The 26928-nt window shown below is 62.7% G+C and carries 16 protein-coding genes; 3 read left to right on the plus strand and 13 right to left on the minus strand.

What is annotated here, in order from left to right; all coding sequences use genetic code 11:
* Positions 1-29: 29 nt before the first annotated feature.
* From treY to ACYQ12_RS14130, 8 genes are all read right to left on the minus strand, one after another.
* Positions 30-2813: a malto-oligosyltrehalose synthase gene (gene treY / locus ACYQ12_RS14095; RefSeq protein ID WP_459872903.1), complete on the minus strand. Its 2784-nt coding sequence runs from the start codon at positions 2811-2813 to the stop codon at positions 30-32.
* Complete coding sequence (gene malQ / locus ACYQ12_RS14100; protein ID WP_459872905.1) at positions 2810-4939, minus strand: 4-alpha-glucanotransferase; 2130 nt, start codon at positions 4937-4939, stop codon at positions 2810-2812. Before malQ ends, treY begins: the two co-directional genes overlap by 4 nt.
* Positions 4936-6762 (minus strand): malto-oligosyltrehalose trehalohydrolase, encoded by a 1827-nt coding sequence (treZ, locus tag ACYQ12_RS14105; RefSeq protein ID WP_459872907.1) that lies wholly within the window; start codon positions 6760-6762, stop codon positions 4936-4938. Before treZ ends, malQ begins: the two co-directional genes overlap by 4 nt.
* Positions 6759-8198 carry an alpha amylase C-terminal domain-containing protein gene (locus ACYQ12_RS14110; protein ID WP_459872909.1) on the minus strand — a complete coding sequence of 480 codons (1440 nt, stop codon included), beginning with the start codon at positions 8196-8198 and terminating at the stop codon, positions 6759-6761. Before ACYQ12_RS14110 ends, treZ begins: the two co-directional genes overlap by 4 nt.
* Positions 8199-8274: 76 nt before the next feature.
* The gene (gene glgA / locus ACYQ12_RS14115; RefSeq protein ID WP_459872911.1) at positions 8275-9870 is read right to left on the minus strand and encodes a glycogen synthase GlgA; all 1596 of its coding nucleotides are present in this window, start codon (positions 9868-9870) and stop codon (positions 8275-8277) included.
* Positions 9871-10568: 698 nt separating this feature from the next.
* Positions 10569-12875: a mechanosensitive ion channel domain-containing protein gene (locus tag ACYQ12_RS14120; RefSeq protein WP_459872913.1), complete on the minus strand. Its 2307-nt coding sequence runs from the start codon at positions 12873-12875 to the stop codon at positions 10569-10571.
* Positions 12876-13136: 261 nt separating this feature from the next.
* Positions 13137-16331, minus strand: a complete 3195-nt coding sequence (locus ACYQ12_RS14125) for an efflux RND transporter permease subunit (protein WP_459872915.1) — start codon at positions 16329-16331, stop codon at positions 13137-13139.
* A gap of 15 nt (positions 16332-16346) precedes the next feature.
* Positions 16347-17651, minus strand: coding sequence for an efflux RND transporter periplasmic adaptor subunit (locus ACYQ12_RS14130; RefSeq protein ID WP_459872917.1), 1305 nt, complete (start codon positions 17649-17651; stop codon positions 16347-16349).
* 149 nt (positions 17652-17800) lie between these two features.
* Here ACYQ12_RS14130 and ACYQ12_RS14135 point away from each other — a divergent pair, with 149 nt between their 5' ends.
* Positions 17801-18421, plus strand: coding sequence for a TetR family transcriptional regulator (locus ACYQ12_RS14135; RefSeq protein WP_459872919.1), 621 nt, complete (start codon positions 17801-17803; stop codon positions 18419-18421).
* Between the two features lie 115 nt (positions 18422-18536).
* Here ACYQ12_RS14135 and ACYQ12_RS14140 read toward each other — a convergent pair whose 3' ends face one another.
* The 3 genes from ACYQ12_RS14140 to ACYQ12_RS14150 form a co-directional block, all read right to left on the minus strand.
* Positions 18537-19376: a fructosamine kinase family protein gene (locus ACYQ12_RS14140; protein ID WP_459872921.1), complete on the minus strand. Its 840-nt coding sequence runs from the start codon at positions 19374-19376 to the stop codon at positions 18537-18539.
* A 15-nt stretch (positions 19377-19391) separates the two neighbouring features.
* Positions 19392-21299 carry a monovalent cation:proton antiporter-2 (CPA2) family protein gene (locus ACYQ12_RS14145; protein WP_459872923.1) on the minus strand — a complete coding sequence of 636 codons (1908 nt, stop codon included), beginning with the start codon at positions 21297-21299 and terminating at the stop codon, positions 19392-19394.
* Between the two features lie 120 nt (positions 21300-21419).
* The gene (locus tag ACYQ12_RS14150; protein WP_459872925.1) at positions 21420-22553 is read right to left on the minus strand and encodes a GNAT family N-acetyltransferase; all 1134 of its coding nucleotides are present in this window, start codon (positions 22551-22553) and stop codon (positions 21420-21422) included.
* Positions 22554-22630: 77 nt separating this feature from the next.
* Here ACYQ12_RS14150 and ACYQ12_RS14155 point away from each other — a divergent pair, with 77 nt between their 5' ends.
* Both ACYQ12_RS14155 and pncB read left to right on the plus strand, forming a co-directional pair.
* Positions 22631-22933 carry a DUF4190 domain-containing protein gene (locus ACYQ12_RS14155; RefSeq protein ID WP_459872927.1) on the plus strand — a complete coding sequence of 101 codons (303 nt, stop codon included), beginning with the start codon at positions 22631-22633 and terminating at the stop codon, positions 22931-22933.
* Positions 22934-23041: 108 nt separating this feature from the next.
* Complete coding sequence (pncB, locus tag ACYQ12_RS14160) at positions 23042-24244, plus strand: nicotinate phosphoribosyltransferase (protein ID WP_459872929.1); 1203 nt, start codon at positions 23042-23044, stop codon at positions 24242-24244.
* Positions 24245-24375: 131 nt separating this feature from the next.
* On the opposite strand, the gene ACYQ12_RS14165 is transcribed toward pncB, so the two are convergent.
* The gene (locus ACYQ12_RS14165) at positions 24376-25185 is read right to left on the minus strand and encodes a dienelactone hydrolase family protein (RefSeq protein WP_459872931.1); all 810 of its coding nucleotides are present in this window, start codon (positions 25183-25185) and stop codon (positions 24376-24378) included.
* A gap of 27 nt (positions 25186-25212) precedes the next feature.
* Entirely contained in the window at positions 25213-26913 is a 1701-nt protein-coding gene (locus tag ACYQ12_RS14170) for a sensor domain-containing diguanylate cyclase (RefSeq protein ID WP_459872933.1), read from the minus strand.
* Positions 26914-26928 lie beyond the last annotated feature (15 nt).

The following is a 26928-nucleotide window of genomic DNA, read 5'->3' on the forward strand; positions in this document are numbered from 1 at the left end:
TCCCTTTAACCAATTGATACATTCCGTCGTCAGAACGAAGTGTCGTCGCGCATGAACACGCCAACGGGAAGGTCCGCCAGCAATTCACCCGGGGAAAGCTCGCCTTCCTCAAGGTGAAAAGAGACATCACTCGTGATCCCCCGCCAGGCTCCATGCATGGACGATGTCACCTGCAGGCGGGTGTCTTCCCAATTCTGCGGCGCTATACATGGCAGCGTAGCACTCTTGAGCAGGGGCATCGGCAGTCGCGGCACGACGATCAATGCCATTTGCTGTCCCTGCTGACGCAGGAAGGCCAGCACATGTTCGGCACGTTCGCCCTCCACCTGCACCGGCAGATAGTCGCCCTCGGCGAACAGCCGGGGATAGCGCTGACGAAGCGCCAGAAGACGGGCGATGACGGCCTGCTTGACCCGGCCATCCTGCCAATGCGCCAGCGCATCCACCGGCGAGGACGACTCCAGTAGTGCCGCCTGCCGTGCGGCATGATCGACCTCCCGGCGGTTGTCCGGGTCCACCAGGCTGTAATCCCAGAACTCGGTGCCCTGATAGAGATCCGGCACGCCGGGTACGGTCAGGCGCAGCACCACCTGCGCCAACCCATTGACTGCGCCCGGCAGATCCAGCGTGCGTGCGACTCCGGCGATGTCGATGCGCAGCGTCGGGTCCGCCAACAGCGCGTCCAGGAAGGCGCGACATGCCGCCTCGTAGTCGTTGTCCGGCCATAACCAGTGGCTACGCAGCTTGGCCTCACGCAGCGCCTTCTGCTGCCATTGGCCCAGGCGCTCGGTGAACTCCCGCATGGCCTCGGCATCGTCGGGGTCCAGATCGGGCGCCCAAGCCCCCAGCAGAATCTGATAGAGGATCAGCTCATCGCCCGGCGAAGGCGCCGGCCCGGCGGGATGCTCCTGACGCAGCGATGCCGCCAGCCCCCGCCAGCGCTGCACATGATGGGCGAAGTCATGGCCAAGCTCGCTGATCGCCGCCAGCCTCGCCCGCACATCCTCGCCCCGCTTGTGGTCGTGCGTCGCGGTCGTGATCAGGGCGTGGGGGAAATGCCGCAGCCGTTCGCGGCTCGCGGCATGAAAATCGTCCGGCGTCCGGCTGAAGCGCTGGGGATCGAAGCCGACATCGTTGCGTGAGATCAGTACCGCAGAGCGATAGCCGGCAGTGTCTTCCACGGCCTTGGCCGCCACCGGCGAGGTGAGCTGCTGAAACCGCGTGATCGCCCGCTGGCGCAGTGCCCGCACCCCATGATCGGCGCAGGCGCTCGGCGCCTCTGCACCCAACCAGCGGTCAAGTTGCTCGAGTACCGCCACGTCCGGCGGGCTCAACTCGCTGCGCGCTCCGGCCATGGCCTGCCGGAAGAAAGGCTCGTCCTGCTCGGGACGCCCCCCGTCATCGGCATAGGTCCGGTAGACCGGGAAATGCACGATCAGCGCCCTCAGGGCGCGTTTGATCGACCCAAGGGTGATGTCGCGTGTTGCCAGTTCGCAGCGGGCGACCTTGAGCAGGGCCCGGCCGCAGGCGTCGAATTCGCTCGCCAAGGCGGTGTCGAGCATCTCGCGCCGGGCCAGGCGCACCTCAGCGAGGAAGTCATCGGTGCGGCCACTGGTCTCACGCCACAGCGCTCCCAACGGCCCCGCTCCCTCGGGATCGTGCTGCAGTCCGGAAACTTCGTTCATGAATTCGTAGCCGGTCGTGCCGTCCACGTCCCAATCGTCGTGCAGCGCTTCGCCGTCGGCGAGAATCTTTTCGACGTAGAGTGCCACATGCCGCGGCACGTCGGCGGGGCGGCCCGCCTCCAACGCATCGAGGCGCTCGCGCAGGCGCCGACAGTAACCCCGCGGATCGGCAAGCCCATCGACATGATCGACCCGCAGTCCGTCTACCCAGCCTGCCTCGACAAGCTGAAATGCCAGGGCATGCGTCGCCTCGAACACTTCGGGCAGCTCGACCCGCAGCCCGCCCAGTTCGGTGATGTCAAAGAACCGTCGCCAGTTGATGTCATCGGAAGCCGTACGCCACCACGCCAGGCGATAGTTCTGGCGTTCCAGCAAGGCATGCAGACGCATGGCGCCCGCATCCGTCCCGGTATCGAACAGCGTGGACAGCTGCATCAGCGCCTCCCGGGCCGGGGCACACTCGAGCATCTGGCGCAGATGCCGGCACGGTTCGGCGGCAGCGGTATAGGCATCCTGACGCGTCTGCAGGTCGTCGAACTGGGCAGCGAGGTCGCGCAGACCATCGTGTTCGGCGTGACGCAGGATATCCCCATAGTGACGCGGATCGATGGGGAAGCGATGCTCGTGGTAGGCGACATGGAAAGCCGCCGCTTCGGGTACGTAGTGCAGCTCCAGCACGCCCGCGTGCAGCACCTCGTCGTAGGGCCCGCCCAGAAACGGTACCAGCAGCTTGCCGGTGAGCAGCGGATCGGGAGACTGCCAGTCGATATCGAAGAATTCGGCATAGGGGCTCTGCCGTCCCCAGGCCAGCACGTCCTGCCACCAGGGGTTTTCCGAGCCGCCAACCGCCACATGGTTGGGCACGATATCCAGGATCAGCCCCATGTCGTTGGCATGCAGCCGGGTCACCAGGCGCTCCAGCGCCTGCTCACCGCCCAGTTCGGGATCCAGGCGGGTTGGATCGATGCCGTCGTAACCATGGGTCGAGCCGGCCCGCGAGGCGAGCAGCGGCGAGGCATAGACATGGCTGATGCCCAGCGCGGCGTAGTAATCCACCCAATGGACGGCGTCGTCGAGGGTGAAACCACGATGAAACTGCAATCGTACGGTAGCGCGAATGTCGCTCATGAAGTGGGCTCCAGCGGCGTCTGCGCGGCCTGTCGTGAAATGTCTCGTGCTCGAGCCAGTTCCTCGAGACGGTGCCGGACTTCGGCTGGCGTCAGTAGACTCGACGCCTCCGCCATCCAGCGTCGGCGCCAGTTGGGATGTTCATCAAGCGTACCGGGCAGGTTGGCCTGCTCCTCCAGCCCCAGCACGTCCTCTACCGGCAGCAGTACCAGCGGGGCCGGAGTGAGGCCGATATGCCGGGCCGCGGCATCGAGAACCCGCGAGGCGGGAAAGTCGGCTGCATCCAGCGTCTCCGGGCCCTGACGGTTCCCGGTCAGCCCCAGCACATCGGCCAGCTTGGCTCTCGCCTCCCCGCGCGCCTGGCGTTCGTCCTCGGCGCTCTGATCCTCTCCCAGCAGCCCCAGACGGCTACGCCAGTCGATATCATTGCCCGCCCACCAACCGGCCACGGTTGGCAGATCATGGGTCGAGGTGGTCGCCATGGCGTCGTCCGTCCACGCCTTGGCCGGCAGGAAATCGCCTTGGGCATCCTGTTCGAACCACAACACCTGCATGCCCAGAATGCCGCGCGCCACGAGCTGCTCGCGGAAGCCGGGCGCCACGGTTCCCAGATCCTCGCCGATCACGATGCCGCGATGACGCCAGGATTCCAGCGCGACCAGCCGCAGCATATCCTCGAGCGGAAAGCGTACGTAGGCGCCCTCCCGAGGCGAGACGCCATGCGGTACCAGCCACAGCCTCATCAGTCCCAGGACGTGGTCGATACGCAGTCCCCCGGCATGCCGGAAGCTGGCGCGCAGCATGTCGATGAAACTGCGAAACCCCGAACGCATCAGCCCGTGCGGAGAGAATGCCGCCAGCCCCCAGTCCTGCCCGTACACGTTGAAGGTATCGGGGGGCGCCCCGACCGAGACGCCTTCGAGCATCTCCGCCTGGCGACTCCAGGACTGGCTGCCGGCATCGTCGGCTCCCACTGCCAAGTCGGCGATCAGCCCGACCGCCATGCCGGCATTGCGGGCCGCCGTCTGCGCGCGCGTCAGCCCCTGTGCGACCAGCCATTGCAGGAAGGCATAAAAGCCGACTTCCCGGGCGTTTTCCTCGGCAAAGCGCGCCACCTCGGGACTGCCGGGATCACGCAACGGCTCGGGCCAGTCGCGCCAGTACCCTTCGGGCCGCTGGGCCTGCAGGGCCTCGAAGCGGCAGTGATCCTCCAGCATGGAGCCCTCCGCCCGGCGGAACTGCGCCAGCTGCTCACGCAGCGTCTCGGCCGCCTCATCGGTACGCACCATGACATCGTCATACAGGGCCTTCATCCAGGTCAGCTTGGCGCGTCCCGCGGCAGGCCAGTCGAGATAGTCGTCCGCCTCCAGGCGACGCAGCTCGGCCTCGAGACCGCAGCGGTCAATGGCGTTCTTGACGGCGTCCTCCCCGACGAGGCCTTCGGGCGCAGCGTAGAGCACGTTGAGCAGCAGCCGGCTGGAGGGCGAGTAGGGGCTGTAACGCTCGGGATCGTTGCTGAACATGGCATGGGTCGGGCTGATTGCCAGCGCCGCCGCCCCCTGTTCGCCAGCCTTCTCTGCAAAGGTTTCCAGCGCCAGGGTGTCGCCGATACCGCCGTCGCCGGGACGACGCAGGGCATAGAGCTGCGCCGCCACCCCCCACAAGCGGGGCTGGGACTGTTCACAGGCATCCGCCGGCGAAAAACACTGTCGCGGTGCCACCGCCAGGGTCAGCTCCGTATCGCCGATGCGCAACCGATGGTAGCCCACCTCTTCGATGGCGGGCAGCTGGCCGTCGGCATTCGCCGTGACGGAGCGGGATGGCCCCGATTCGAGAGTCAGCGAGCACTCCGTACCCGCCGGCAGCCGACCGGGCAGGCTCACCGACGTCTCGCAATCGGCGGTGATCAACGGCGGCCACTGCGAGGGGTCTGCGGATTTCTGCTCGCGCTCGAGCCGCTGCAGGCTGTCGCGTACGGCCTTGTCGTCATCGGCGGGAAATCCCAGCACTGCCAGGAGCCTGCGCTGGGTCTCCTCCGAGAGCTGGCAGGGCTCGCTGTCGCTGTTCTCCCACTCCACGACCAGTCCCGCTGCCTCGGCGAGCTTCCTCAAGGTTGCGTCGCTCATGCGGTCACCTCCTCTTCACCGGGATTGGACCGCAGCCAGGCGACAGCGGAGCGCGGCGCCAATGTACCGCTCTCGGCATCAACCGCGATGCCTTCAGCCGTTTCGTAGAGGCACTGCCCCACCCCGAAACCGCGAGTGGTTGCCGGGGTGTCGCCAAGATTGAGGGCGATCACCAGTTGGCTGTCGTCGTTCATCCGCCAGCGTGCGACAACGGCCTTGTCGCCCAGGGCCTCGGCCCCCAGTGCAGCGCTGCCGTCCAGGCGTGGCACGATCTCCCCGTGACGCAGCGCCAGCAGGGTTTGGTAACGCGAGAGCCAGGCGTCGTGGGGCGCCTGTTCCCGACGTGCGAAATCGGGAACGGAATCCTCGAAGGTCTGCAACGCATTGGGGTCGGGAATCTTCTGCCGGGTCGCCTCGTCGCGAAAGGCGCTGAAGTCGGCGAACTCGGAGCGTCGCCCTTCGCGTACCGCATCGGCCAGCTCGTCGTGATGCTCGGTGAAGAACAGGAAGGGCCGGGTCGAGCCCCACTCCTCGCCCATGAACAGCAACGGCACCATGGGGGACAGCAGCAGCAGTACCGTGGCCGCGGCCAGCGCATCGGGGTCGGCGAGAACGCTCAGACGTTCTCCCAGCGCCCGGTTGCCGGTCTGGTCGTGGTTCTGCAGGAAGGCGACGAAGGCGCTGGGCGGCAGATGCGCGCTGGGTTCACCTCGGACATGGCCATGCCGGGAACGCTCGCCCTGATAGATGAAACCTTCGCTCAGGCAACGCACCAGCTTGGCCGTGGCGTCGTCGGTGAAGTCGGAGTAGTAGCCCTCGTGCTCGCCGGTAAGCAGCACATGCATGACGTTGTGCCAGTCGTCGCTCCACTGGGCACTGTAGTATTCGGGCTCGAGAAGACTGGCAGTGTTGCCCTCGTTCTCCAGCACCAGATGCACGTGGCGCTGCGGATCCACCTGGGCGCGGATCGTCTGGGCCATTTCGACCAGGAAGTCGCGTTCGCTGATGGCATGCACGGCATCGAAGCGCAGGCCGTCGAGACGGTACTCCTGAAGCCACATCAGCGCATTGTCGATGAAGTAGCGACGCACCGCGGGTTCGCGGAAGTCGATGGAGGGCCCCCAAGGCGTGGTGATGTCGTTACGGAAGAACGTCTCGGCGTAGCTGGCCAGATAATTGCCGTCCGGACCGAAGTGGTTGTAGACCACGTCGAGAAATACCATCAACCCATGGGCGTGCGCCTCGTCGATCAGTGCCTTCATCTCCTCGGGGCTGCCGTAAGCGGCTTCCACGGCATAGGGCAACACGCCGTCGTATCCCCAGTTGCGCCCTCCCGGAAACTCGGAGACCGGCATGAGTTCGATCGCCGTGACGCCGAGCGACGCGAGATAGCCGAGTTGCTGACGCACCCCGGCGAATCCTCCCAACGCACCGACGTGCAGCTCATAGAGCACCGTTTCGTGCCAGGGGCGTCCCCGCCAGTCGGGGTGTTTCCAGACGTAGCGCCGTGGATCGATGACCAAGCTGGGGCCATCGATATCACCCGCCTGGGCGCGTGATGCGGGATCCGGCACCAGGCTGCCCTGGTCGTCGCCATCACCGAATATCCGATAGCGATAGCGTGCGCCATGCCCGCAGTCTGCCTCGACCTCGAAACGCCCCTCGCCCGCTGGCGTCATCGGCAGGCTGGGACGACCTTCGATCTCGACACATACCTTGTGGATACTGGGCGCCCAGAGTACGAAGCGGGTTCTGTTCTCATCCAGCACCTGAGCGCCGAAGGTCGGCGTGAACGTGGCTTGTGCAAGCTCGTCATGCATCATGCCGGCCAGTCTCCTTGCCTCAACAACAATGTAGATAACGGCGGAAGCGTCAGCTCCACCGAGGCGGGATGTCCGTGGCTGGGAGAAAGCTGGGCCCGGACACCGTTAGCATTACCGACATTCGAGCCCGCATAGAATTCACTGTCGGTATTGAGGATTTCACGCCAGGTTCCTAGCGCCGGCACTCCCAGGCGATAGCGATGGAGCACGTTGGGGGTGAAGTTGGAGATGACCAGCAACGGTGCCGTGCCCTCCGCCCCGTAGCGCAGAAAGGCAATGACGCAGTTGGTCGAGTCATCGCCCACGACCCAGGCAAAGCTATCGGGACGGCAATCGCAGTAGTGCAGTGCCGGCTCGTTGCCGTAGACGCGATTGAGATCCGCCACCAGGCGCAACATGCCCGCGTGACAGGGATTGTCGAGCAGCCCCCAGTCGAGCTCACCCGCCTGCTGCCAGCCACGCCCCTGGGCGAATTCGGTGCCCATGCCCACCAGCTTCTTGCCTGGGTGGGCCCACATGAACCCCAGGCAGGCGCGCAGGTTGGCAAAACGCTGCCAGGTATCCCCCGGCATTCTGCCCAGCCAGGTGTTGGCGCCCTCGGCAGACTCTTCATCGACCAGAGGCAGCACGTAGTGAGCGTCGAAGGCATGAGCCAAGCCACCGATGAGCACGCCATGATGGGCGCCTCGCGCCTCGGGAGGCTGACTCAGGTAGGACAGAGTGGCCTGCGACCAGTGCGTGTTCCATGTCAGAGCGCGGGCCGGCGCCTGATCCTGGGACATGGCCGCCGGCAGATGATCGTCGGAAAACAGCAGTACATCCGGATGCCGTGCAGCGATCGACTCCATCAAGGACTTGAGCAGTGGCTCTGCAGTGTGATTCCCCAGTGGCGCGACCTGCATCAGGCGCAGCCCATCGAGATGAAAGCTTTCCAGCCAGTCGAGCGCCTGCTCGAGCCCCTCTTCATCCGAGAGCGGCGTTTCGGGCGGTGCCAGCGGCCATTCGATGATGACGCCGATGCCGCCTTCGTGACAGGCATCGACGAAACGGGCAAAGGCCACGCCGGCGCCCGGCTCGTCCAGACCCTTGAGCTCGACATGAGTGAAGCCGAGGTCCGCGACGTAAGGCACCAGCTGCGCCGCCAGTGCCTCCCACTGCAGCGGTTGTCCCTGCTCATCATGACGCCAGGCGGCGGCATAAAGCCGGTAGATCGACAACGGCGACAACACGGGATCGTCACGCCGGCGATGGCGCAGCCAGACGGCATCCTGCCAGCGATGGGCAGCTACCTTGGCTTGCTGGGGGCGACTCCCTGCGACTTGGGCGGCAGGTCCCGCGATATGCCCAACGGCACTGGGCCATGTATTACCGACCGCCTCGTACAACGGCCCGCTCGGCATGACCGCCGGCAGCCCGAGGGGAAAATGACTGGTCATAATCACCGTCCTTGCTCAAAAACTCCGTTCCCGTACCGGTCACCCCCAGGCGCCATCGGTGGCGCCAGCTTGCCGGTCACCCTGCCACTTGCACGCTGGTGTCCTCCTCCATTTCGAGCAGCACCTTGCGGTACAACTGGCTGTACGGCTCGATCGACTGACGCCAGTGATAACGCCCCGCCATGGCGGCACGGCGCATGGCATAGAACAGATCGGTGGCGTAAAAGACGGTGATGGCCCGCTGGATGGCGTGCATGTAACTCTCGAGGCTCATCTCATCGAACAGGAAACCGGTCACGCCATCCTCGATGGTATCCACCAGCCCACCGGTGCGATGCGCAATAGGCAGTGAGCCGAAGCGCTGGGCATACATCTGACTCAACCCGCACGGTTCGAATCGCGACGGCATCAGCAGGAAGTCACTGCCGGCATACATGCAGCGCGCCTCGCCTTCATCGAACCCGATGTTCACCCCGATGGCCCCGGGAAAGCGTGCCGCCAGATTGCGCAGGGCGTTTTCCATTGCCCGCTCGCCCCGCCCGATGAAGACGATCTGACCACCGGCTCGCACGATGGATTCCGCCACGCCGATGGTCAGATCCAGCCCTTTCTGATGGACCAGGCGAGACACCACGGCGAATAGCGGGCCATTGCTGATTGCCAAGCCGAACATGCGCCGCACGTGCTCGGCATTGGCACGTTTGCCGCGCCAGTCATTCATGGCGAAGGCCTGGGCAAGATGGCTATCGGTACGGGGATCCCAGGAGTCATCGATACCATTGGGAATACCGCTCAGCCGCCCTTCGGCCGCCTTGCAGCGCAACAGGCCATCGAGGCCGCAGCCGAATTCGGGTGTGGTGATTTCACGGGCATAGGTGGCACTGACAGTCGTGATGTGCGAGGCATACACGATCCCGGCCTTCATGAAGGAGATCTGGCCGAAATATTCCAGTCCCTCGATGCAGAAGGCCTGCTCGGGAATCCCCAGTACCTGGCAGCGCGAGACGTCGTAGACCCCTTGGTAGGCGAGGTTATGAATGGTGAAGACGCTCGGCATGGTGACGTCCTGCCAGCGAAGATATCCCGCGGCGAGTGCGCTCGGCCAGTCATTGAGGTGCAGCATTTGCGGCCGCCAGTCGAGCCCGGCATCGCCACAGGCAATATCCGCCGCTGCCCGGGCCAACCGGGCAAAACGGATATCGTTGTCTTCCCAGCCGATCCCCGTCTCGTCGCAATAGGGGCTTCCCACACGCTCGTAGAGTTCGGGACATAGCAGTACGTAGAGGATCAGACCGTCGGTACAGGTAATCTGGCCGATATCGCAGGCAGGCAGCCCGGCATAGGCCGGAAGATGGCCGATGAGATGAATGTCATGATCCGACTCGATCATCTCCCGGTAGGCCGGTATCAGGACACGCACGTCATGACGAGCTCTCAGTGCGCGCGGTAAAGCCGAAGAGACATCTCCCAAACCTCCGACCTTGACGAAGTCGGCGATCTCCGAAGTGACGAACAACACCCGATACTGGTCATCATCGCTGCGTTCCTTCCGGCCCACCGGAATATGCCGGCTGTACGCGACGATGGTCTCGGCATCCTGAACGGCGCTGATCGCCTGCCTCGCCACATTATTCTCCGATGAAGTAATACCGTGCAAAGCCACACTGCCCATGATCGACCTCCCTGCCCGATTTACATGGTCAACAAAGCCCTTCTGGGCATTCGCAAAACTTTTTTAAATAATCGATCCGCTTTCATGGTGGCTTCCTGTGTAGTGACATGGCCACTCTATTTGCGATGACTCTAGATTTTTATTGCAAACTTTAGTTCGGCATCTAATATTTCTTGTTGCTGCCCCGCCACCATACATTCCTGTTGAACCAGAACCTTTCCTCAGTTCGAACAGCGCGTTTTATGACGCAGAGCAAAGCAATGCTCTTCATGCCTTGACGTCACGCCCTTTCGCAAAGCCACTCCTGCCAAAAATTCTGCTGCAGAGCGCTCCTGCCCCGGAAAAGCCTCAGACAAGCTTCAGCTAGCGGGATGACTCATCGGATATGCCTACCCAGCATATCCTAAAACTTCAGTCAGAACCGGCATAACCTGTCATATCTCGCGAAAATTTCCATCTCCCATGGATATATAAGCTATCTCTACCGTCGAGGTCAAAGCGTCGCTTGGAATTGGATTGTTTGTAATAAAAAGATGCGAAATGTTTCAACGAGAATAATAGAACGCTTGTTTCATTACGTTTAACTTTGCACCACAATTGCACCTTCAAGGCTGTCATGGATTTAAACCATGAAGGTCAATTGATAAACATTAAAAACGTAATACTTTGGCCATGCCTCTCCTCTAGTATGTCTATCCTTAAGAAGTTGAGCGTGCCGACAAATGCCTTTCACGGGCATCCTGGATACCGTTGGCCTTGTAGGCACCCGCTTCGGAAGATGAGCTTTCATGTCCGGTATCGCCATTGTCGATATCCACACTCATCCGTGGCATCGCTACCGTCTGGCCACTGTCCTCGAGGCGCTGCTTGAGGCGTAGATTGAAGGCGCGCGCCACATCCCATTGCATGATCGGCGCAGTTCGCATGCGCACACGCATGATGGCCGTTCCCTGATCGAAGCTTTCGATGCCCTGCAGCTCCAGAGATGACCAGATATGATGACGCATCATCGGATCCTGGCGCAGCTCCTCGGCGACGTCGCGAGCGAGCGAGATGGCATCGTCGACCTTCATGTCGTGCGGCACACGGATACGGATCAGGGCGATACCGAACTCGCGAGAAAAGTTCTGAATGCCCTTGATCTGGCTGAATGGAATGATATGCACGATACCGTCCAGATCACGCAGGCGTACAGTACGCAGGCTGAGCCGCTCTACCGTCCCCATGTGCCCGCCCACGTCGACGAAATCGTCGATCGACAGCGAGTCCTCGATGAGAATGAAGACCCCGGTGATCAGATCCTGCACCAGTGTCTGGGCGCCGAAGCCGATGGCCAAGCCGATGACCCCCGCCCCCGCCAGCAGCGGCGTGACGTTGACGCCGAGGTTGGCCAGTCCGACGATCGCGGCAATGACCACGATAGTGACGAAGATGACGTTGCGGATCATCGGCGTAATGGTCTGTGCCCGGGTATTATGCACCCGACGCCCACGCGAGCGGGCCGAAGCATGCAGGGCGCGCTGGATGGCCGTATCGGCGAAGATCCAGGCCAGCCAGGCCAGCAATACCGTGGCGCCAATCCCCAGCAACGCCTGACCGATGCGGGCGCTGATGGTGCCCTCGCCACCGACGCCCATCAGCGAGAGTCCCCAGACACGCAGCGCCAGCTCGGCAAAGACGGCCCAGAACACGAAATAGGCCAGCGTGTAGCCGAACCTTTCGAGGCGGCGGCCGTACTCGGTCCGGCGCTTGCGTCGCGTCTTCTTCTCGCTGTGACGTTGGATCACGCCGTTGATGACCAGCGTCACTACCAACAGTGCCGCACAGATGATCGCCCGCGTGAAGGCCCGGTCGGCCTCGCCTGCGGAAAAGAAGATCGCCGCCAGCGACGCCCCGACGAGCAGCAGTGCCGGGATATGCCAGAGCCGACCGATGACACCGAGCACTTCGTTCTGGGTCGTCTTGTCACGGCGCTGCGGATAGGGACGATTGCGGATCAGATGCTTGACGGGACGCTTGATGCGTAGCACCAGAAAGCCGCCCAATAGCGCGGCCAGGGCATTGGAGGATACCGACAGCCAGCCGGCGAGATTCCCGCCCAACTGCTCCGCCAGTCGTTCACTGTCCGCCGCATCCCCCAAAGCGGCCAAGGCACCGATGATAAACAGACGGCTCAGTGCCTGGCGCCTCAGGATGGCCACCGCCACCCGCCGATGCCCGCGGGTGAACAGCGAAATCACCACTTCGAAGACCGCTGACAACAGGCGCCCGCACAGCGTGACGTAAGCCACCACCAGCACGCTGGCCCGCGCCGCGCTACGCGCATTCACCCACTGGAGGGCGGTCAGCATGACGGCAAATGCCAGAGCCCAGGGGAGTACCTTGCGCAGAAAATGCTCCGCGAGCATCCAGCCACGCGGCTCCGGCGGCAAGATACGCGGCCAACCATGGCGCTTGGCCAGTAGCCGTCCGAGCGCCATCGCCGTCGTCAGCAACCCGAACCAGATGGCCAGCAGTACTGCCGCCTCGGCCATGTCCCGTAGCAGGTCGGCCCGGCTTGTGGAAGTGAACAGTGATTCGATGTCCTCACCGGCACGTTGCGAGCGCTGCGCCCAGACATCCAGCGGAGCCTGACCGGCTTCCACCTGTTCACCATAGTCGGTGAACGAATCGGCCAGGGCGCCAAGCAACCCCTGGCGTTGCGTGGGCTCCTCAGCCTCGCTCGATGCTCCGGTGGCCGAGCGCAGCTCCTTGAGCTGGGAGAGCAGCTCCTCACGCTGGGCATCGTTCTCCAGTGTGGCGATGACCTTATCGAGAGAAGTTTGAAGCTCTTCGGGGCTCTGCTCGGTCTGCTGCGCTGCGGCCGCTCCGCCATCGCTGTTTCCGTCACCGCCCAGACTGGGAAGCGATAGCATCCCCTGCGCCTGAGCGACAGGCGCAGCCAGCATGACCAGGCTCAGCAGCGTGACGGCCAGCCCAGCGATGCGGATGTGAAGAAACGGCATGCCACCTCCTGCGGCGAAAGACTTCCGTGGTCACCAGACTGCCGCCTGGAAAGAACAACACCAAGCCTATCATGGTGAACGAAGTGTAGTGCCCCATGCCGAAAGGTGTGAAAACCCAGCCATGCATGACATGTCCATGCGAGACGAGCCAGACGCGCCACGCCGTGAACGTTATCCGACGGCATAAAAAAGCGCCGCAGCTTCGCTACGGCGCCTTCCTCTTCCGAGTTTCCTCATGAACGCCCCACAATGGGGCTTGGCTTAGCTACGCGACTGCTGTGCCTCTTCCGATTCCGCCTGATCGTCATCCCGCTTGCCCAGCCCAAGCTTGGCGGAAGCCCATTGCTGCGTCTGCATGATCAGCACATAGGCCGCCGGCACGAATACGGTGGCCAGAATCGTGATCGAGAGCATTCCTCCCACGACAGGCGTACCGATCTGATTGCGACTTGCCGCGCTGGCCCCCGTGGCGATGGCCAGAGGCAGAGTCCCGCCGATGAACGCCAGCGACGTCATCACGATGGGACGGAAACGCTGGCGGGCCGCGATCTGTGCCGCCTCGACAATCGACTTGCCGAAATGCGTACGCTGCTGCTCGGCGAACTCGACGATCAGAATGGCGTTCTTGGCCGCCAGACCGACCACCACCAGCAGGCCGATCTGCAGATAGACGCTCGTGCTCATGTCACGCAGGAACACCGCGAGAATGGCACCGATGAATGCGAAAGGCACCGCCGTGACTACCGCCAGCGGCAAGGTCCAGCTCTCGTACTGGGCGGCGAGGATCAGGAACATCATGAGAATGCCGAAGCTCAGCGCCAGCGTTGCCGCGGTTCCCACGTTGATCTGCTGGTAGGCCTCACCGGCCCAGCCCATGCCGTACTGGCTGCCCAGGGTTTCCTGAACCACCTCCTGCATCACCTCCACCGCCTGGCCGGAGCTGTAGCCCGGCGCCGGGCCGCCCTGGAACTGAGCCGCCGTGTAGACGTTGTAGCGATTGAGTACCGAGGGTGCATGGTCGCGCTCCACCGAGACCAGGGCAGAGAGCGGAACCCGCTGATTGTCGCCGCCACGCACGTACACATTGGCGAGATCCTCGGGAGAACGCCGGAAATCGCCTTCGGACTGGATATACACCTGGAAGTTACGATTGAAGCGGGTGAAGTAATTGACGAAGGCATTACCGAAGGTGCTCGACAACGTGGCGTTCAGATCGCTCAGGCTCACACCGAGACTGCGCGCCTTGTCCTGGTCGATGGTCATGCGGTACGTCGGCACGCTGACATCGAGCGTGGTGAAGACGCGTGACAGTTCGGGCCGCTGGCTTGCGGCCTGCATCACCTTGAGCGAAGCCTGATACAGCTCGTCAGGCGAGTCGCCGCCGAACGACTGCAGATACCCGGTGAACCCGCCCGTGGGCGATAATCCCTGGATGGGCGGCACATTGAAGGCCATGGTCTGCCCGCCGGGAATCTGCGCTCCCATCTGCATGATCCTGCCGGTCAGCTCGTCCACCGTGATGTCACGCTCCCCCCAAGGCTTCATGGTGATGAACATCGTCGCCCTGGCGGTATTCGCCCCTCCCGACAGCAGATCGAACCCGGTGATGCCCACGGCATAATTGACGCCGGGGATCTCCTGAACCCGCTCGGAGAGTTCGTGGACGTAGGCATCCGTGCGCGCCATCGAGGCCCCTGCCGGCAGACTGATCGAGGCAATCGCCACCCCTTGGTCGGTAGAGGGAATCAGCCCGCCGGGGAGCTGCTCGTAGATCCACCAGGACGCGACGCAGCAGCCCACGAACAGCGCCAGCATGATCAGGGTGTGCCGGATCAGGAAGTTGGCGATGGACATGAAGAAGTTGGTGACCTTCTCGAACCCCGCATTGAACCAATCGAAGGGCTTCTTGAGGGTGTGCACCAGGCGCGACTCCTTCATCTTGGCGTGATTCTTGAGGAAAATCGCGCTGATCGCCGGCGTGAAGGACAGTGCGACGACGGCGGAAATCGCCACCGAGATCGCGATGGTGATGGCGAACTGCTGATACATCTGCCCGGTCAGCCCCCCCATGAAACCGACCGGGATGAATACCGCCGACATGATCAGAGACGTGGCGATGACCGCTCCCGACACCTCCTTCATGGCTTCGAACGTCGCACTCAGCGGCGTGGCGTTCTCATCCTCGTCGAGGATACGCTCGACGTTCTCGATGACCACGATGGCATCGTCGACCACGATCCCGATGGCCAGGATCATCCCGAACAGCGACAGCAGGTTGATCGAGAAATCCAGCAGATACATCCCGGCAAACGTTCCGATCACGGAGATCGGCACCACCGACATCGCGACCAGGGTCGAGCGCCAGCTCTGCAGGAACAGGAAGACAATCACCGCCACCAGAATCAACGCTTCGATGAAGGTATGCTGCACCGACTCGATCGAGGCATCGATGAACAGCGTCGTATCATAGGGGATGGCGTAATCCAGACCCGCCGGGAAGCGCGCCTTGAGCTCCCGCATGGTCTGCTTGACCTCGGTGGCCACCTCCAGGGCATTGGCCCCGGGCTGCAGATAGATGGCGATCGGCGCGATCGGCGAGTTATTGACATATCCCTGGACGCCATAGGTGTTCTGGCCCAGCTCGACACGTGCGACATCGCTCAGGCGCAGCGAGGCGCCGTTTTCTTCGGTACGCAGCAGAATATTGCGGAACTGGTCGACACCCTCGAAGCGGCCCTGCGTGGTCAGCGTATAGGTATAGGGCGTCGGATCGTTCAGCGGCTCGGCCCCCAGCTTGCCTGCGGCGATCACGGTATTCTGGGACTGGATGGCTGCCCGCACTTCCGCCGGCGTCAAGTCATACAGCGCCAGCTTGTCCGGGTTGAGCCATACCCGCATGGCGAACTCCTGATTACCCAGCACCTGGGCATCGCCCACGCCGGGCAGCTGATTGAGTTCGTCGGTGATATTGAGGTTGGCGTAGTTGTTGAGAAACAGCGAGTCGTACTCGCCCCCCTCTGCCATCAGCGCAATGAACATCAGTACGCTGTTCGAGCGCTGCTCGACGGTGATGCCCTGGGCCTGCACCTCGCTGGGCAGGCGCGACAGCGCCCGCTGCACCCGGTTGTTGACGTTGATCGTGGCGGTCTGAGGGTCCGTGCCGATGTTGAAGTACACCTGCATCGACATGGTGCCGGCATCGGAACTGGTCGAGGTCATGTAGATCATGTCCTCGACGCCGTTGACCTCCTCGGAGAGCGTGGCCGCCACGGTGTCGGATATCGTCTGCGCATCGGCGCCCGGATAGGTTGCCGAGACGCTGACGCTGGGAGGCACCACCTGGGGATACTGCTCGATCGGCAACGTGCGTGCCGCCATCAGGCCGATCAGCGTGATGATGGCCGACAGAACCGTGGCGAATATCGGGCGCCTGATGAAAACGCTGGAAAAATTCATCCGTCTACTCCGCCGTTAGCCCTGCTCGTTCTGTGCCGGGGCCGTGCCCGATGAGGTGTCGCTCTTGGCGCCCGTCTCCTGATTGCCCCGAGGCTCGGCGTTTTCCGCCTGCGCGTTGTCGCCACCCGTGGTCTGAGCGTCTTCTTCCTGGATCACCTCGGGATCTCCGTCGAAGGGCTGTGGATCGATCTTGTCACCCGCACTGATGCTGCCGATCGCACTGACCACGACCCGCTCGCCGGGCTGCAGGTTGCCCATGATGATTTGCCAGTCGCCCGCCGGCTCGCCCAGATCGACGAAACGGCTCGTGGCCTTGTTATCGTCATCGAGTACAAAGAGCTGCGGTCCCTTGAGCCCCTCGGTAATCGCCACTTCTGGCACCGCCAGCACCTGGAAGCGCTGCAGACCTTCCAGTGCGACGCGCACGAACTGGCCGGGAAGGAAAAGCTGCTCTTCATTGTCGAAGACCGCCTCGGCCTGAACCGTGCTGGTCGATTCGTCGACACGCGAACCGAGGTACTCGATACGACCTTTCAGGCCCTCGCCTTGTAGGTCGGGCCCCAGCGAAGGGGCCTTCAGCCGTGCGCTAACTTCGGGGGCGTCGGGTATGCGCCGCTGACGACGCAAGGCGACGGCATCCTCCTCAGGCAATGAGAAGCGCGCCTCGAGGGTCTGCATCGGCGTGATCGTGGCCAGCTCCTGCTGCGGCTGCACCAGGTTGCCGACATCCACCTCGCTCAGGCTGATCTGGCCGGAAACCGGCGCCTCCACCGTGGTGTAGTCGAGATCGAGCTGGGCATCGTCAAGCGCTGCCTGGGCCTGCGCTACGGAAGCCTGGGCAGTCTGCAATGTGGCCCGCGCCTCGTCCAACTGCTGCTGGCTGACCGAGTTCTGCTTATAAAGGCTCTGATAACGTTCCCAGTTGCGCTGAGCCCGGGACTGCTCGGCCTTGGCGCTCTGCAGATCGGCCTCGCGCTGGCGTACCGCGGCCTCGTAGCGCGCCGGCTCGATGGTAAACAGCAACTCCCCCTTCTCGACCCGGGCGCCCTCGGTATAGTGTCGCTCCTCGAGCACGCCGGTGACACGGGCCACCACCGTGACTTGCTGCTCGCTGCGCAGCAGTGCCGGATAGCTCTTTTCCAGTTGCACGTCGCGGGGCTGAACCGTCATGACCTGTGCCGGCTGGGGGGGCTGGTTCTGCCCTTCTCCCTGCTGGGCCTGCTGCGAATCCTCTTCACTGCCGCCGCAACCTGACAGCAGTAACGCCAGCAGTACCACGCTCATGGTCGCGATACTCTTGTTCATCGTCGTCAGACGCATGTCTGCCCTCACCCTGGGAATGCTGATTAGAATCACGCGAGCTTACAAGCATACATACATGAATGTAAACTTCGATAAGGTTACGGTAGGATGTTTCATCGGATTCACAGAACGACTCTTGAAGAAGTCGACACCACGAAGGCCACGCCATGCCCAGACGAACGAAAGCCGAAGCCGAGGCGACCCGTGAAGCCCTGCTTGATGCCGCAGAGATCATCTTTCTCGAAAAAGGAGTCTCACAAACCTCGCTGGAACAGATTGCGCGACAGGCTGGCATGACCCGGGGTGCCGTCTATTGGCATTTCAAGAACAAGGCCGACCTGTTCAATGCCATGCTCGACCGGGTAAAGATGCCATTGCAACAACTGATGGATGACATCCACGCCGAGCATTGCCCCGAGACGCCACTCGAAACTCTGCGGCTGGCCACGCATCATGCCTTTACGATGCTTGAGCGCCCCCGATCAAAGCGGGTGCACACCATCTTGCTGCATCGCTGCGAGTTCGTCAGCGATATCAACCCCGTCGAGTTGCAGACCCGTCTGGCTCGTGAGTGTGAAGATGTCGTCCAGGATTGTTTCGAGCAGGCGGCGAAGCAGGACCAACTGATCGACGGTCTGAAGCCCGAAACCGCCGCCATGATGTGGCATTCCATGATAGGCGGGCTGTTTCACGACTGGCTGCGCGCCCCCGAGCGCTACGCCATCAGCGAGACCGGCGGTGAAGCCATCGATCAACTGCTGCGTATGATGCTGCGCCGACAAGCATGACAATCATGCGCAGCATAGCAGGAGTTCCGCCCTGCATTGTGACGATAATGTTTTTATAAGGTCTGTTGGCATTTCAGCGCGAGCCGCGTTGCTGCGCATGAAACGTCAACGGACCCTAGTGCTCGTTGAGCACGGCGATGGCGCGCTCGACACCCGAGCGGTAGATACCGCCGAACAGAAGAAGGTGATTGAGTAGCGGATAGAGCTGAAACAGCGTCTGCCGCCTCGGCCAGTCATCGGGACGACGCCCATTCCAGTAGGCTTCGAAGAAGGCCTCGCCGGGCGAGCCGAACAGGGTCAGCATGGCCACGTCGACCTCCGGATAGTGCGCATAGACGGCCGGATCGATGATCGCGGGTCCCTCACGCGTATGCAGTACGTTACCCGACCACAAATCGCCATGCAGCAAACTGGCGGGAGCATCGGGCAGCCACTCTTCGACTTCCCGGGCAGCCTGCTCCAATGCCTCGAGCGCCTGGCGCTCCAGCAGGGCCTTCTCGTGACAGGCCCGCCCCAGTGGCAGCAGACGCCGTTCCCGCTGAAACACGCGACCGTCCTCGCTGGGCGTGTTGGGCTGAGGCGTCAGGCCGCAGGCGTTGTCCCGCGGCCAGCCATGCGTCTCGTACGTGACGCCATGCAGGGCCCGCAGCCCTTCGCCCAGAGCCGCCTCGTTACCCTGCCCACGCTGGCGCTCCAGAAACTCCATTACCAGCAGATCCCGTTCCTGCGCCAGCACCTCAGGCACCCGCAGCGGCGTTCCCGCCTCATACAACGTACGCAGCCCGTCGGCTTCGCCACGCAGACGCGCCGGATCATCCCGCTTGATCACGATACGGCCCTGCGACGTCGTGCCCATCCAGACCTCACTGATATCGCCGCCGGATAACGGCTGTAGCGTACCCTGAACGACGAATCCCAGGCGCTCCAAGCGATCCAATAGTCCATGTCCTGTCATGAGACTCTCTCCCTGTCAGCGTGAGTTTTCCGCCTTCTCCTCTACAGGCGCCTCGGGGCGGCTCTCGGCTGGCGCCTCCTCTTCCCGGGCCTTCCTTTCCTGGCGCGCACTCGCAGCCTGCTCTCGGGCAATCCGCTCGACCTCCTCCCGGTCGCGACGGTCACTGAGCTCCTTCTGGAACAGGGATCTCAGCTCGGCCATGGCGGCTCGCTCGTTGGCTACCAGCGTCTCCTGATCATTGCGATATTCATAGGAAGCATTGAACAGCGTCGTATCGAAGTCACGGAACGTGCGCACGGCATCGAAGGCATTGGAACTGGGATAGCCCAGCCCCTTGAGAACTTCATGACTCATTTCCAGGCTCGAGGAGAAGGTCTCGCGAATCACGGCCTCGACGCCGACTTCCATCAACTGCCAGGCATGGTGCCGGTTGCGTGCGCGGGCGTAGACCTTCAGGTTCGGGAAATGCAAGCGTGCCAACCGGGCAATCTCCAGTGCCGCATGCTCGTCGTCCACTGCGATCACCAGCACCTTGGCCTGCTCGGCACCGGCGGCGCGCAGCAGATCATGGCGTGTCGCATCGGCGTAGTAGATGCGCGAGCCGAAGCGCCGGATGAACTCGACTTGCGTGATGTTGGGGTCCAAAGCGGTAAACGCGATGTCCTGGATCTTCAGGACACGCGCGACGATCTGGCCGAAGCGCCCCAGACCGGCGATCAGCACCGGCGGGGTATCATCGCCGAAGTCCGAGTCGAACGGCTGCGTCTGCTTGAGCCGCCGGCCGAGCCGGTCGCCGGCCCGATACAGGAACGGTGTCAGCGCCATGGTGATGGTCACCGCAGCGATACACAGACTGGCGATGCGCTGATCGAAGACCCCGGCGCTGACGGCCGCGGTCAGCAGCACGAAATCGAACTCGCCTCCTTGGGCAATGACCGTCGCCAGCCGGGGAATCTCGGTACGCGGTAGCCGGGATGCCCAGCCCACCAGGGCGATCACGAGCATTTTCGCGACCAGCAGCATCAGCGTGATGCCCGCCACCCAGGCGAGATTGTGAAACACCAGGAGCAGGTTCACCGACATGCCCACGGCGACGAAGAACAGCCCCAGCATGAGCCCCTTGAAGGGTTCGATATTAGCCTCCAACTCGTGCCGATAGACCGTGTCCGCCAGCATCACGCCGCCCAGGAAGGCACCCAGCGCCATGGATAGACCGGCCCACTCCATCACCAGCGCCATGCCCAGCACCATGAACAGCGCCGCAGCAGTGAACAACTCATGTACCTCGCTACGTGCCACGAAAGCCAGCACACGGGGAAAGACCAGTCGTCCGAAGACGATCGCGGCCATCACCAGACCGACACTACGGGCGATGCCCAGCCAGAGATCTTCCGCTGGCGTTTCGATGCCCCCGGTTCCGGCGAACAGCGGCAGTATCGCCAGCAGGGGGATCACGGCAAGATCCTGAAACAGCAGGATGGAGAAAGCGGACTGGCCGTGGGGAGTGGGCAGACTATGGTTCTCGTTGAGAACCTGCAGCGCAAAAGCCGTGGATGACAGTGCCAGGATCAGTCCCAGCAGGATGGAGACCTCGAGCGAAAGATCCAGCATCAGCCCGATGGTCGAAAGCAAGGCGCCGCAACCCAGCACCTGGGCGCTGCCCAGCCCCAGCAACCGCTTGCGCATACTCCACAGCCGCTTGGGCTCGAGTTCGAGGCCGATGATGAACAGCAGCATGACCACCCCGAATTCGGCGAAGTGCAGCACCGACTCCGGCTCACTGATGAACCCCGAGACCGAAGGGCCCAGCAGGACGCCGATGGCCAGATAACCCAGGATCGCCCCCAGCCCCAGCCACTGGAACAGGGGCACCGCGATGATGGCCGCACCCAGGATGATGGCCGCCTCGTAGAGAAAATTCATACAGCAGGTTCCTTCCGCAGAATAGTTCCCATGCTAACCCCTGCGCTGTGGGAGGAGCCACGGCATTTCGCATCAACGTTCGCTTCGCCATCGCCACTCAGTTCTCAAGGCGCAGTGCGCCTACTCCCGCCGAAACGGCAGACGCGTCAGGCATTCGCGATGATAAGCCGCCACATAGTCGCGCTCCTCGGCGCAGAAGCGCGCCACGGCGTCACGAAAATCGGGATGCGCAAGATAGTGCAGCGAGCGTGTACGCTGTGGCGCGAACCCACGGGTCAGCTTGTGCTCACCCTGCGTCCCTGGATCGAAGCGGGTCAGTCCATGGGCCAGGCAATATTCGACACCCTGGTAATAACATACCTCGAAGTGCAGGCAATCCGCTTCGACCTCACTGCCCCAGTAGCGTCCGTAAAGAGTTCTCTCGCCCTTGAGGCACAGCGCCGCAGCGACCGGCTCGCCCGCCTCACGCGCCTGCACCAGCAGCAGCGCCTCGGGCATCGTCTCGCGCAGCCGACGGAAGAATTCCAGCCCCAGATAGCCGCGCTGCCCTCTCTCCAGGTAAGTCATCTGATAACAGCGAAAGAAATGTCTCAGTGCCGCGTCATCGATCGCCTCTCCCGCAAGGCGATGCAACGTCAGGCCCTGTTCGGCGACCTTACGCCGCTCACGGCGGATTTCCTTGCGCCGACGCGAACTCATGGCGCCCAGAAAGCCCTCGAAATCACCGTAACCGTCATCCTGCCACTGAAACTGTACCGCCTGGCGTTCGAGCAATTCCGGGCAGGCGCTCCGCCAGGCCGTCACCTCTGCATCCCCGGCAAACAGCAAGTGCCAGCTCTGCATCGCTTCCCCGCGAATGGCCTCGACAAGCGTGCGACGCGCGACGTCAGGGTCGACACTCGGTGCCAACAACAGGCGCGGCCCGACCGAGGGAGTAAAAGGGATCGCTGTCACCTGCTTGGGGTAGTAGCGCCCTCCGGCTCGCTCCCAGGCATCCGCCCACGCCCAGTCGAAGACGTATTCGCCGTACGAGTGCGTCTTGAAATAGCGTGGCAGGATGCCGACCAGTTCACCTTCATCGCGCAGCAGCAGATGATGCGGCGTCCAGCCCGTGCCGGGGCCGACAGCGCCGGTCGCCTCGAGTGCCGACAAGAATTCGTGACGCAGGAAGGGGTAATCGGCATCCACCAGCGCATTCCACGCCTCTTGCGGCACCGAGTCGATGCTCGCCACTGCCTGTACTTCGCAACCCATCGCAAGTCCTCTGCCGTCGATTCCCGATATTTCCCACCCATGCTAGGGTGGCGCTATTTCCTTTCACGGAGCAAGTCATGGCCCAGGATATCTTTCGCCCTTCGCGTCAGGGCTCCTCGCCGGAGCCGGGCACCAATATCATGGCACTGGTGGGTTTTGGCCTGAGTGTCGTGGGACTCTTCTTCGCTCCGGCGGCACTGGGTGGCGTGGTGTGCGGCCACCTGGCACGACGCCAGATACGCGAACGCGGCGAGCAGGGCGACACCTGGGCGCTCGCCGCGCTGATCCTGGGCTATCTGCTGATACTGCTGTCGATTGCCGGACTGCTGATATTCGGCGGTTTCATGGTCGCCATGTTCGGCATCGCGGCGTTCATGTAGCCCTTCATGTCGCATGCCCTCTTCAGCCCACCATGACGCGAGGCGTTGGAGTGTGGCAGTTGCTTTGAGCTAAGCTAGATAAGTTTTTTACTACCGTTTGGGGACAGGATGCTGAATTCGCTGCTGGACAACGATTTCTACAAGATCACCATGCAGAATGCAGTGATCAAGCGCTTTCCCTACGCTCAGGCGCGCTATGCCTTCATCAACCGCGGCAAGCATGCCTTTCCTCGGGGGTTTGCCGAGCATCTGCGCGAAGCGGTGGATGCCATGGCCGATATCCGCCTCAGCGAGGCGGAGAAACACTTTCTCAAGGTCACCTGTCCCTATCTCGACCCGACCTACCTGGATTTCCTTGCCGGCTATCGCTATGACCCGGGCGAAGTGCGGATCGAACAGCATGGAGAAGACATCTCGGTCGAGATCGAAGGATTATGGTATCGCACCATCCTCTGGGAAGTGCCGCTGATGGCCATGATCAGCGAACTCTGGTACCAGCTGCGCGACGAGACACGCGACGACGATACGAAAGTCCTCGAGCGCACCCGCGAGAAGATCGAACATTATGAGCACCTCGGCCTGAAGGTGGCCGAATTCGGTACCCGACGTCGCTACAGCTATGACGTGCACGACTGTGTCGTGGCGGGACTCAAGCACCATAGCGGTGCCACGTTCACCGGCACGAGCAATGTCCATCTGGCAATGCGCCACGGAGTCAAGCCGATCGGCACTCATGCTCACGAGTGGTTCATGTTCCACGGTGCCCGTTTCGGCTTCCGCATGGCCAACAGTCTGGCGCTGGAGCATTGGGTGGATGTGTATCGTGGCGATCTGGGGATCGCCCTGACCGATACCTTCACGTCGCCGGCCTTCTTCGACAGCTTCGACAAGAAGTTCGCCAAGCTCTTCGACGGGGTTCGCCACGACAGTGGCGATCCGCTGGACTTCGCGGCAGCTACCATCGCGCATTACCAGCGGCTGGGCATCGATCCCCGCACCAAGACCATCATCTTCTCCGACGGGCTGACACCGGAGCGGGTCGAGCGCATCGAGGCCTACTGCCGGGGCCGCATCGGCATGGCTTTCGGCATCGGCACCAACTTCACCAACGATGTCGGCGTCACCCCGATGAACATGGTCATCAAGATGACCGAGACCCAGCCCGAGGGGCAACCCTGGATGCCGGTAGTCAAGCTCTCCGACGTTCCCGACAAGCACACTGGAGACCCGGAGATGATCGCCCTGGCCAAGCAGGTGTTGGCCATTTCCCGCCGCACTCGACCGGCAACGCTGCCTTCGGGTCATACCTGAGACCTGAAACGCTTCTCCAGGCGCCGCGGCGGACATACCGAAACGACAAGAGACGGCTCAAACGCCGTCGCCCCGGATAGAGCCGGGGCGACGTAGAGCGAAGAGGCGCTGCAAGCGGCATGCTGGCAGGTCTACTGGTTAAGCGTACGATCCAGGGTTAACAGTGCCGACTGCCAGGACGCGGCATCCGCAGCGGCATTGTAGCCCAGCGGCAGGTCGAACTCGGCGGCCAGTGCATCGGCGTGGGGGTTGGTGAAGCCATGCCGGGCCCCGGGATACTGCACCACGCTCACCTCGGCGCCCTGCGCTTTAAGCGTATCGACCATGGACTCGAGCGCTCCAGCGTCGACCAGCGTGTCGTCGGCACCGTTGTGGATTCTCACCACGCCATTGAAGGCCTGGGGCGTCGACACCGCCTGGGTGGGGCTGCCATGGAAGCTGATCGCGGCCTGCAGCGGCATGCCCGCCAGCGCCATGTTCATGACCACACCGCCCCCGAAGCAGTAACCGATGGCCGCCATGCGATCGCCGCGTACGGCCGGGTTCTGCCGGAGCGCCGCCATGGCGGCTTCGAGCCGGGCACGGGCTGCCGGCCAGTCCTCCATGACCTGTCGGGAAAACGCCTTGGCCTCATCGGGGTGCTGGGCCGTCCGACCATTGCCGTACATGTCGACTGCCAGTGCAACGAAGCCCAGCGCTGCCAGTTGGTCGGCCCGCACCTTGGCATAGTCGTCAAGCCCCCACCATTCATGAACGATCAGGACGGCGGGACGAGGTTCGCCATCGTTGGCGTTGTGTGCCAGATAGCCCTCGTAGGTCTGCCCACCGGTGCTGTAGGAGAGGGTTTCGCCCACTACCCGCGGCCCCTGCTCAGCGGCCACATCCGCCCAGGCATTCAGGCTGAAGGTGAACATCATTAAAGCCAGCAATGCACGTCCCAAGAGAACCTCCGTTAATGTGTCATGCTGTCATTCCAAAGGGCCGTCGCGGTTATCGCCCTGATAGGCAGGTGCCTGATGCACACGATTGCGCCCGTTGCGCTTGGCCGCATACAACCCCATGTCGGTACGATGCAGCAGCGATTCCATGCCTTCGTCGGTATGGCGCTCGGCAGCGCCGAAGCTGACGGTGAAATGCAACCAGTGGCCATGGAACTCGACCCGGACGCCTTCGAACTTCTTGCGTAGCCGCTCCGCCAGAATGACGGCTTCGTTGAGCGACTGGCCCGACAGTACCAGGGCGAACTCCTCTCCCCCGATACGTCCGAACACGTCCTGCCCGCGCAGAGTGGTACGGCATATCTCACCGACGCATGCCAGCACCAGGTCACCCGCCGCATGCCCCCAAGTATCGTTGATCTCCTTGAAATGATCGATATCGAAAATGATCAACGACAGGCGCGAAACCGTATGATCGGCCGCCTCGAGCGCGCTGCGCAGACAGCCTAGAAACGCGCCCCGATTGAGCGCTCCGGTCATGCTGTCGGTAGTGGAAAGTTCATGCAGCTTGAGTTCGCGATGCTTGCGGTCGGTAATGTCTCGCGATACCGCCAGTACCCACTCATAACGGCCATTGACCGGATTGGTATAGGGCGAGCAACTGGTCTCCAGCCACACATAATGGCCCTGCTGATGACGAATGCGCACCTCCATGCGCAGGGTGTCGCCACGACACGAAGCCTCATGGACCAGACGCTGCACGCGCGGCGCATCATCGGGTGGCAGGAATTCGAGCAGCGAGCGGGCCTCGAGGCGCTCGGGAGCATAGCCCAGCACGGCCTTCACCGACGGCGATACGAACCGGCACCGACCTTCGACGTCCATCAGCAGGATCAGATCACTGACATTTTCCACGATGAAGCGATAGCGACGTTCGCTTTCGACAAGCCCCATCTGGGCGGTCTTGCGTTCCGTCACGTCCTCGCAGAAACCGTGCCACAGGATCGAGCCGTCGGATTCCGGCTGCGGCGTGGCATGTCCGTACACCCATAGTACCTTCCCGTTGGGGTGACGATAGCGGAATTCCCAACGCCACACCTCCATGCGTCTTGCACTGCGATGGACACTGCGCCAGAGCCCCTCGACATCGTCGGCATGCACGCGCTCGAAAGCCAGGCGAGGATCCGCGCTGACCGTCTCGAAGGAGAGCCCGAACAGATGCTCGATGCCCGAGCTGATCAGCGGAAAGGACAGCGTTCCATCGGCCCCCATCCGGCACTGATAGAGCACGCCCGGCAGCTGATCGCTGAGCCTTTCGAACTGCTGGAGCAGGGCATGCCGCTCGGTGATATCGATCAGCGAGCCGACCAGTTCGACGACCACGCCACGCTCATCGCGGTGAATGGCGACATCGTCCTGAATGTAACGCTCACTGCCATCCTCGTGGCGTAACCAGTAATGCAGGTTGGCCTGGGTGCTGCCGGCCGCGATAGCGGCATGGAGACGTTCCACCAACACGCTCGCCGGCTCGATCACATGCGCCAGCCAATGTTGCGGCGCCTGCTCGAGAAGCTTGCGATCCATCCCCACCAGGGAGGCGATATTGCTGCTGGCATAGCGCAACTCCCCCTGCCACCACCCGTCATCGGTGGCATATACGACGGCCGGCGACGCACCAAGCAGTGCGTCGAGCAGCCGTGGGAGTACCGAAAGATCGTTAGCGGCCGGCATATTCATCTTCTTTGC

It is taken from the genome of Halomonas shantousis, from assembly GCF_054654615.1.

What these genes read in the sequence shown, in the direction of transcription:
- treY (WP_459872903.1), bottom strand. Translation starts at nt 2,813, where the DNA reads ATGAGCGACATTCGCGCTACCGTACGATTGCAGTTTCATCGTGGTTTC.
- malQ (WP_459872905.1), bottom strand. Translation starts at nt 4,939, where the DNA reads ATGAGCGACGCAACCTTGAGGAAGCTCGCCGAGGCAGCGGGACTGGTC.
- treZ (WP_459872907.1), bottom strand. Translation starts at nt 6,762, where the DNA reads ATGATGCATGACGAGCTTGCACAAGCCACGTTCACGCCGACCTTCGGC.
- ACYQ12_RS14110 (WP_459872909.1), bottom strand. Translation starts at nt 8,198, where the DNA reads ATGACCAGTCATTTTCCCCTCGGGCTGCCGGCGGTCATGCCGAGCGGG.
- glgA (WP_459872911.1), bottom strand. Translation starts at nt 9,870, where the DNA reads ATGGGCAGTGTGGCTTTGCACGGTATTACTTCATCGGAGAATAATGTG.
- ACYQ12_RS14120 (WP_459872913.1), bottom strand. Translation starts at nt 12,875, where the DNA reads ATGCCGTTTCTTCACATCCGCATCGCTGGGCTGGCCGTCACGCTGCTG.
- ACYQ12_RS14125 (WP_459872915.1), bottom strand. Translation starts at nt 16,331, where the DNA reads ATGAATTTTTCCAGCGTTTTCATCAGGCGCCCGATATTCGCCACGGTT.
- ACYQ12_RS14130 (WP_459872917.1), bottom strand. Translation starts at nt 17,651, where the DNA reads ATGCGTCTGACGACGATGAACAAGAGTATCGCGACCATGAGCGTGGTA.
- ACYQ12_RS14135 (WP_459872919.1), top strand. Translation starts at nt 17,801, where the DNA reads ATGCCCAGACGAACGAAAGCCGAAGCCGAGGCGACCCGTGAAGCCCTG.
- ACYQ12_RS14140 (WP_459872921.1), bottom strand. Translation starts at nt 19,376, where the DNA reads ATGACAGGACATGGACTATTGGATCGCTTGGAGCGCCTGGGATTCGTC.
- ACYQ12_RS14145 (WP_459872923.1), bottom strand. Translation starts at nt 21,299, where the DNA reads ATGAATTTTCTCTACGAGGCGGCCATCATCCTGGGTGCGGCCATCATC.
- ACYQ12_RS14150 (WP_459872925.1), bottom strand. Translation starts at nt 22,553, where the DNA reads ATGGGTTGCGAAGTACAGGCAGTGGCGAGCATCGACTCGGTGCCGCAA.
- ACYQ12_RS14155 (WP_459872927.1), top strand. Translation starts at nt 22,631, where the DNA reads ATGGCCCAGGATATCTTTCGCCCTTCGCGTCAGGGCTCCTCGCCGGAG.
- pncB (WP_459872929.1), top strand. Translation starts at nt 23,042, where the DNA reads ATGCTGAATTCGCTGCTGGACAACGATTTCTACAAGATCACCATGCAG.
- ACYQ12_RS14170 (WP_459872933.1), bottom strand. Translation starts at nt 26,913, where the DNA reads ATGCCGGCCGCTAACGATCTTTCGGTACTCCCACGGCTGCTCGACGCA.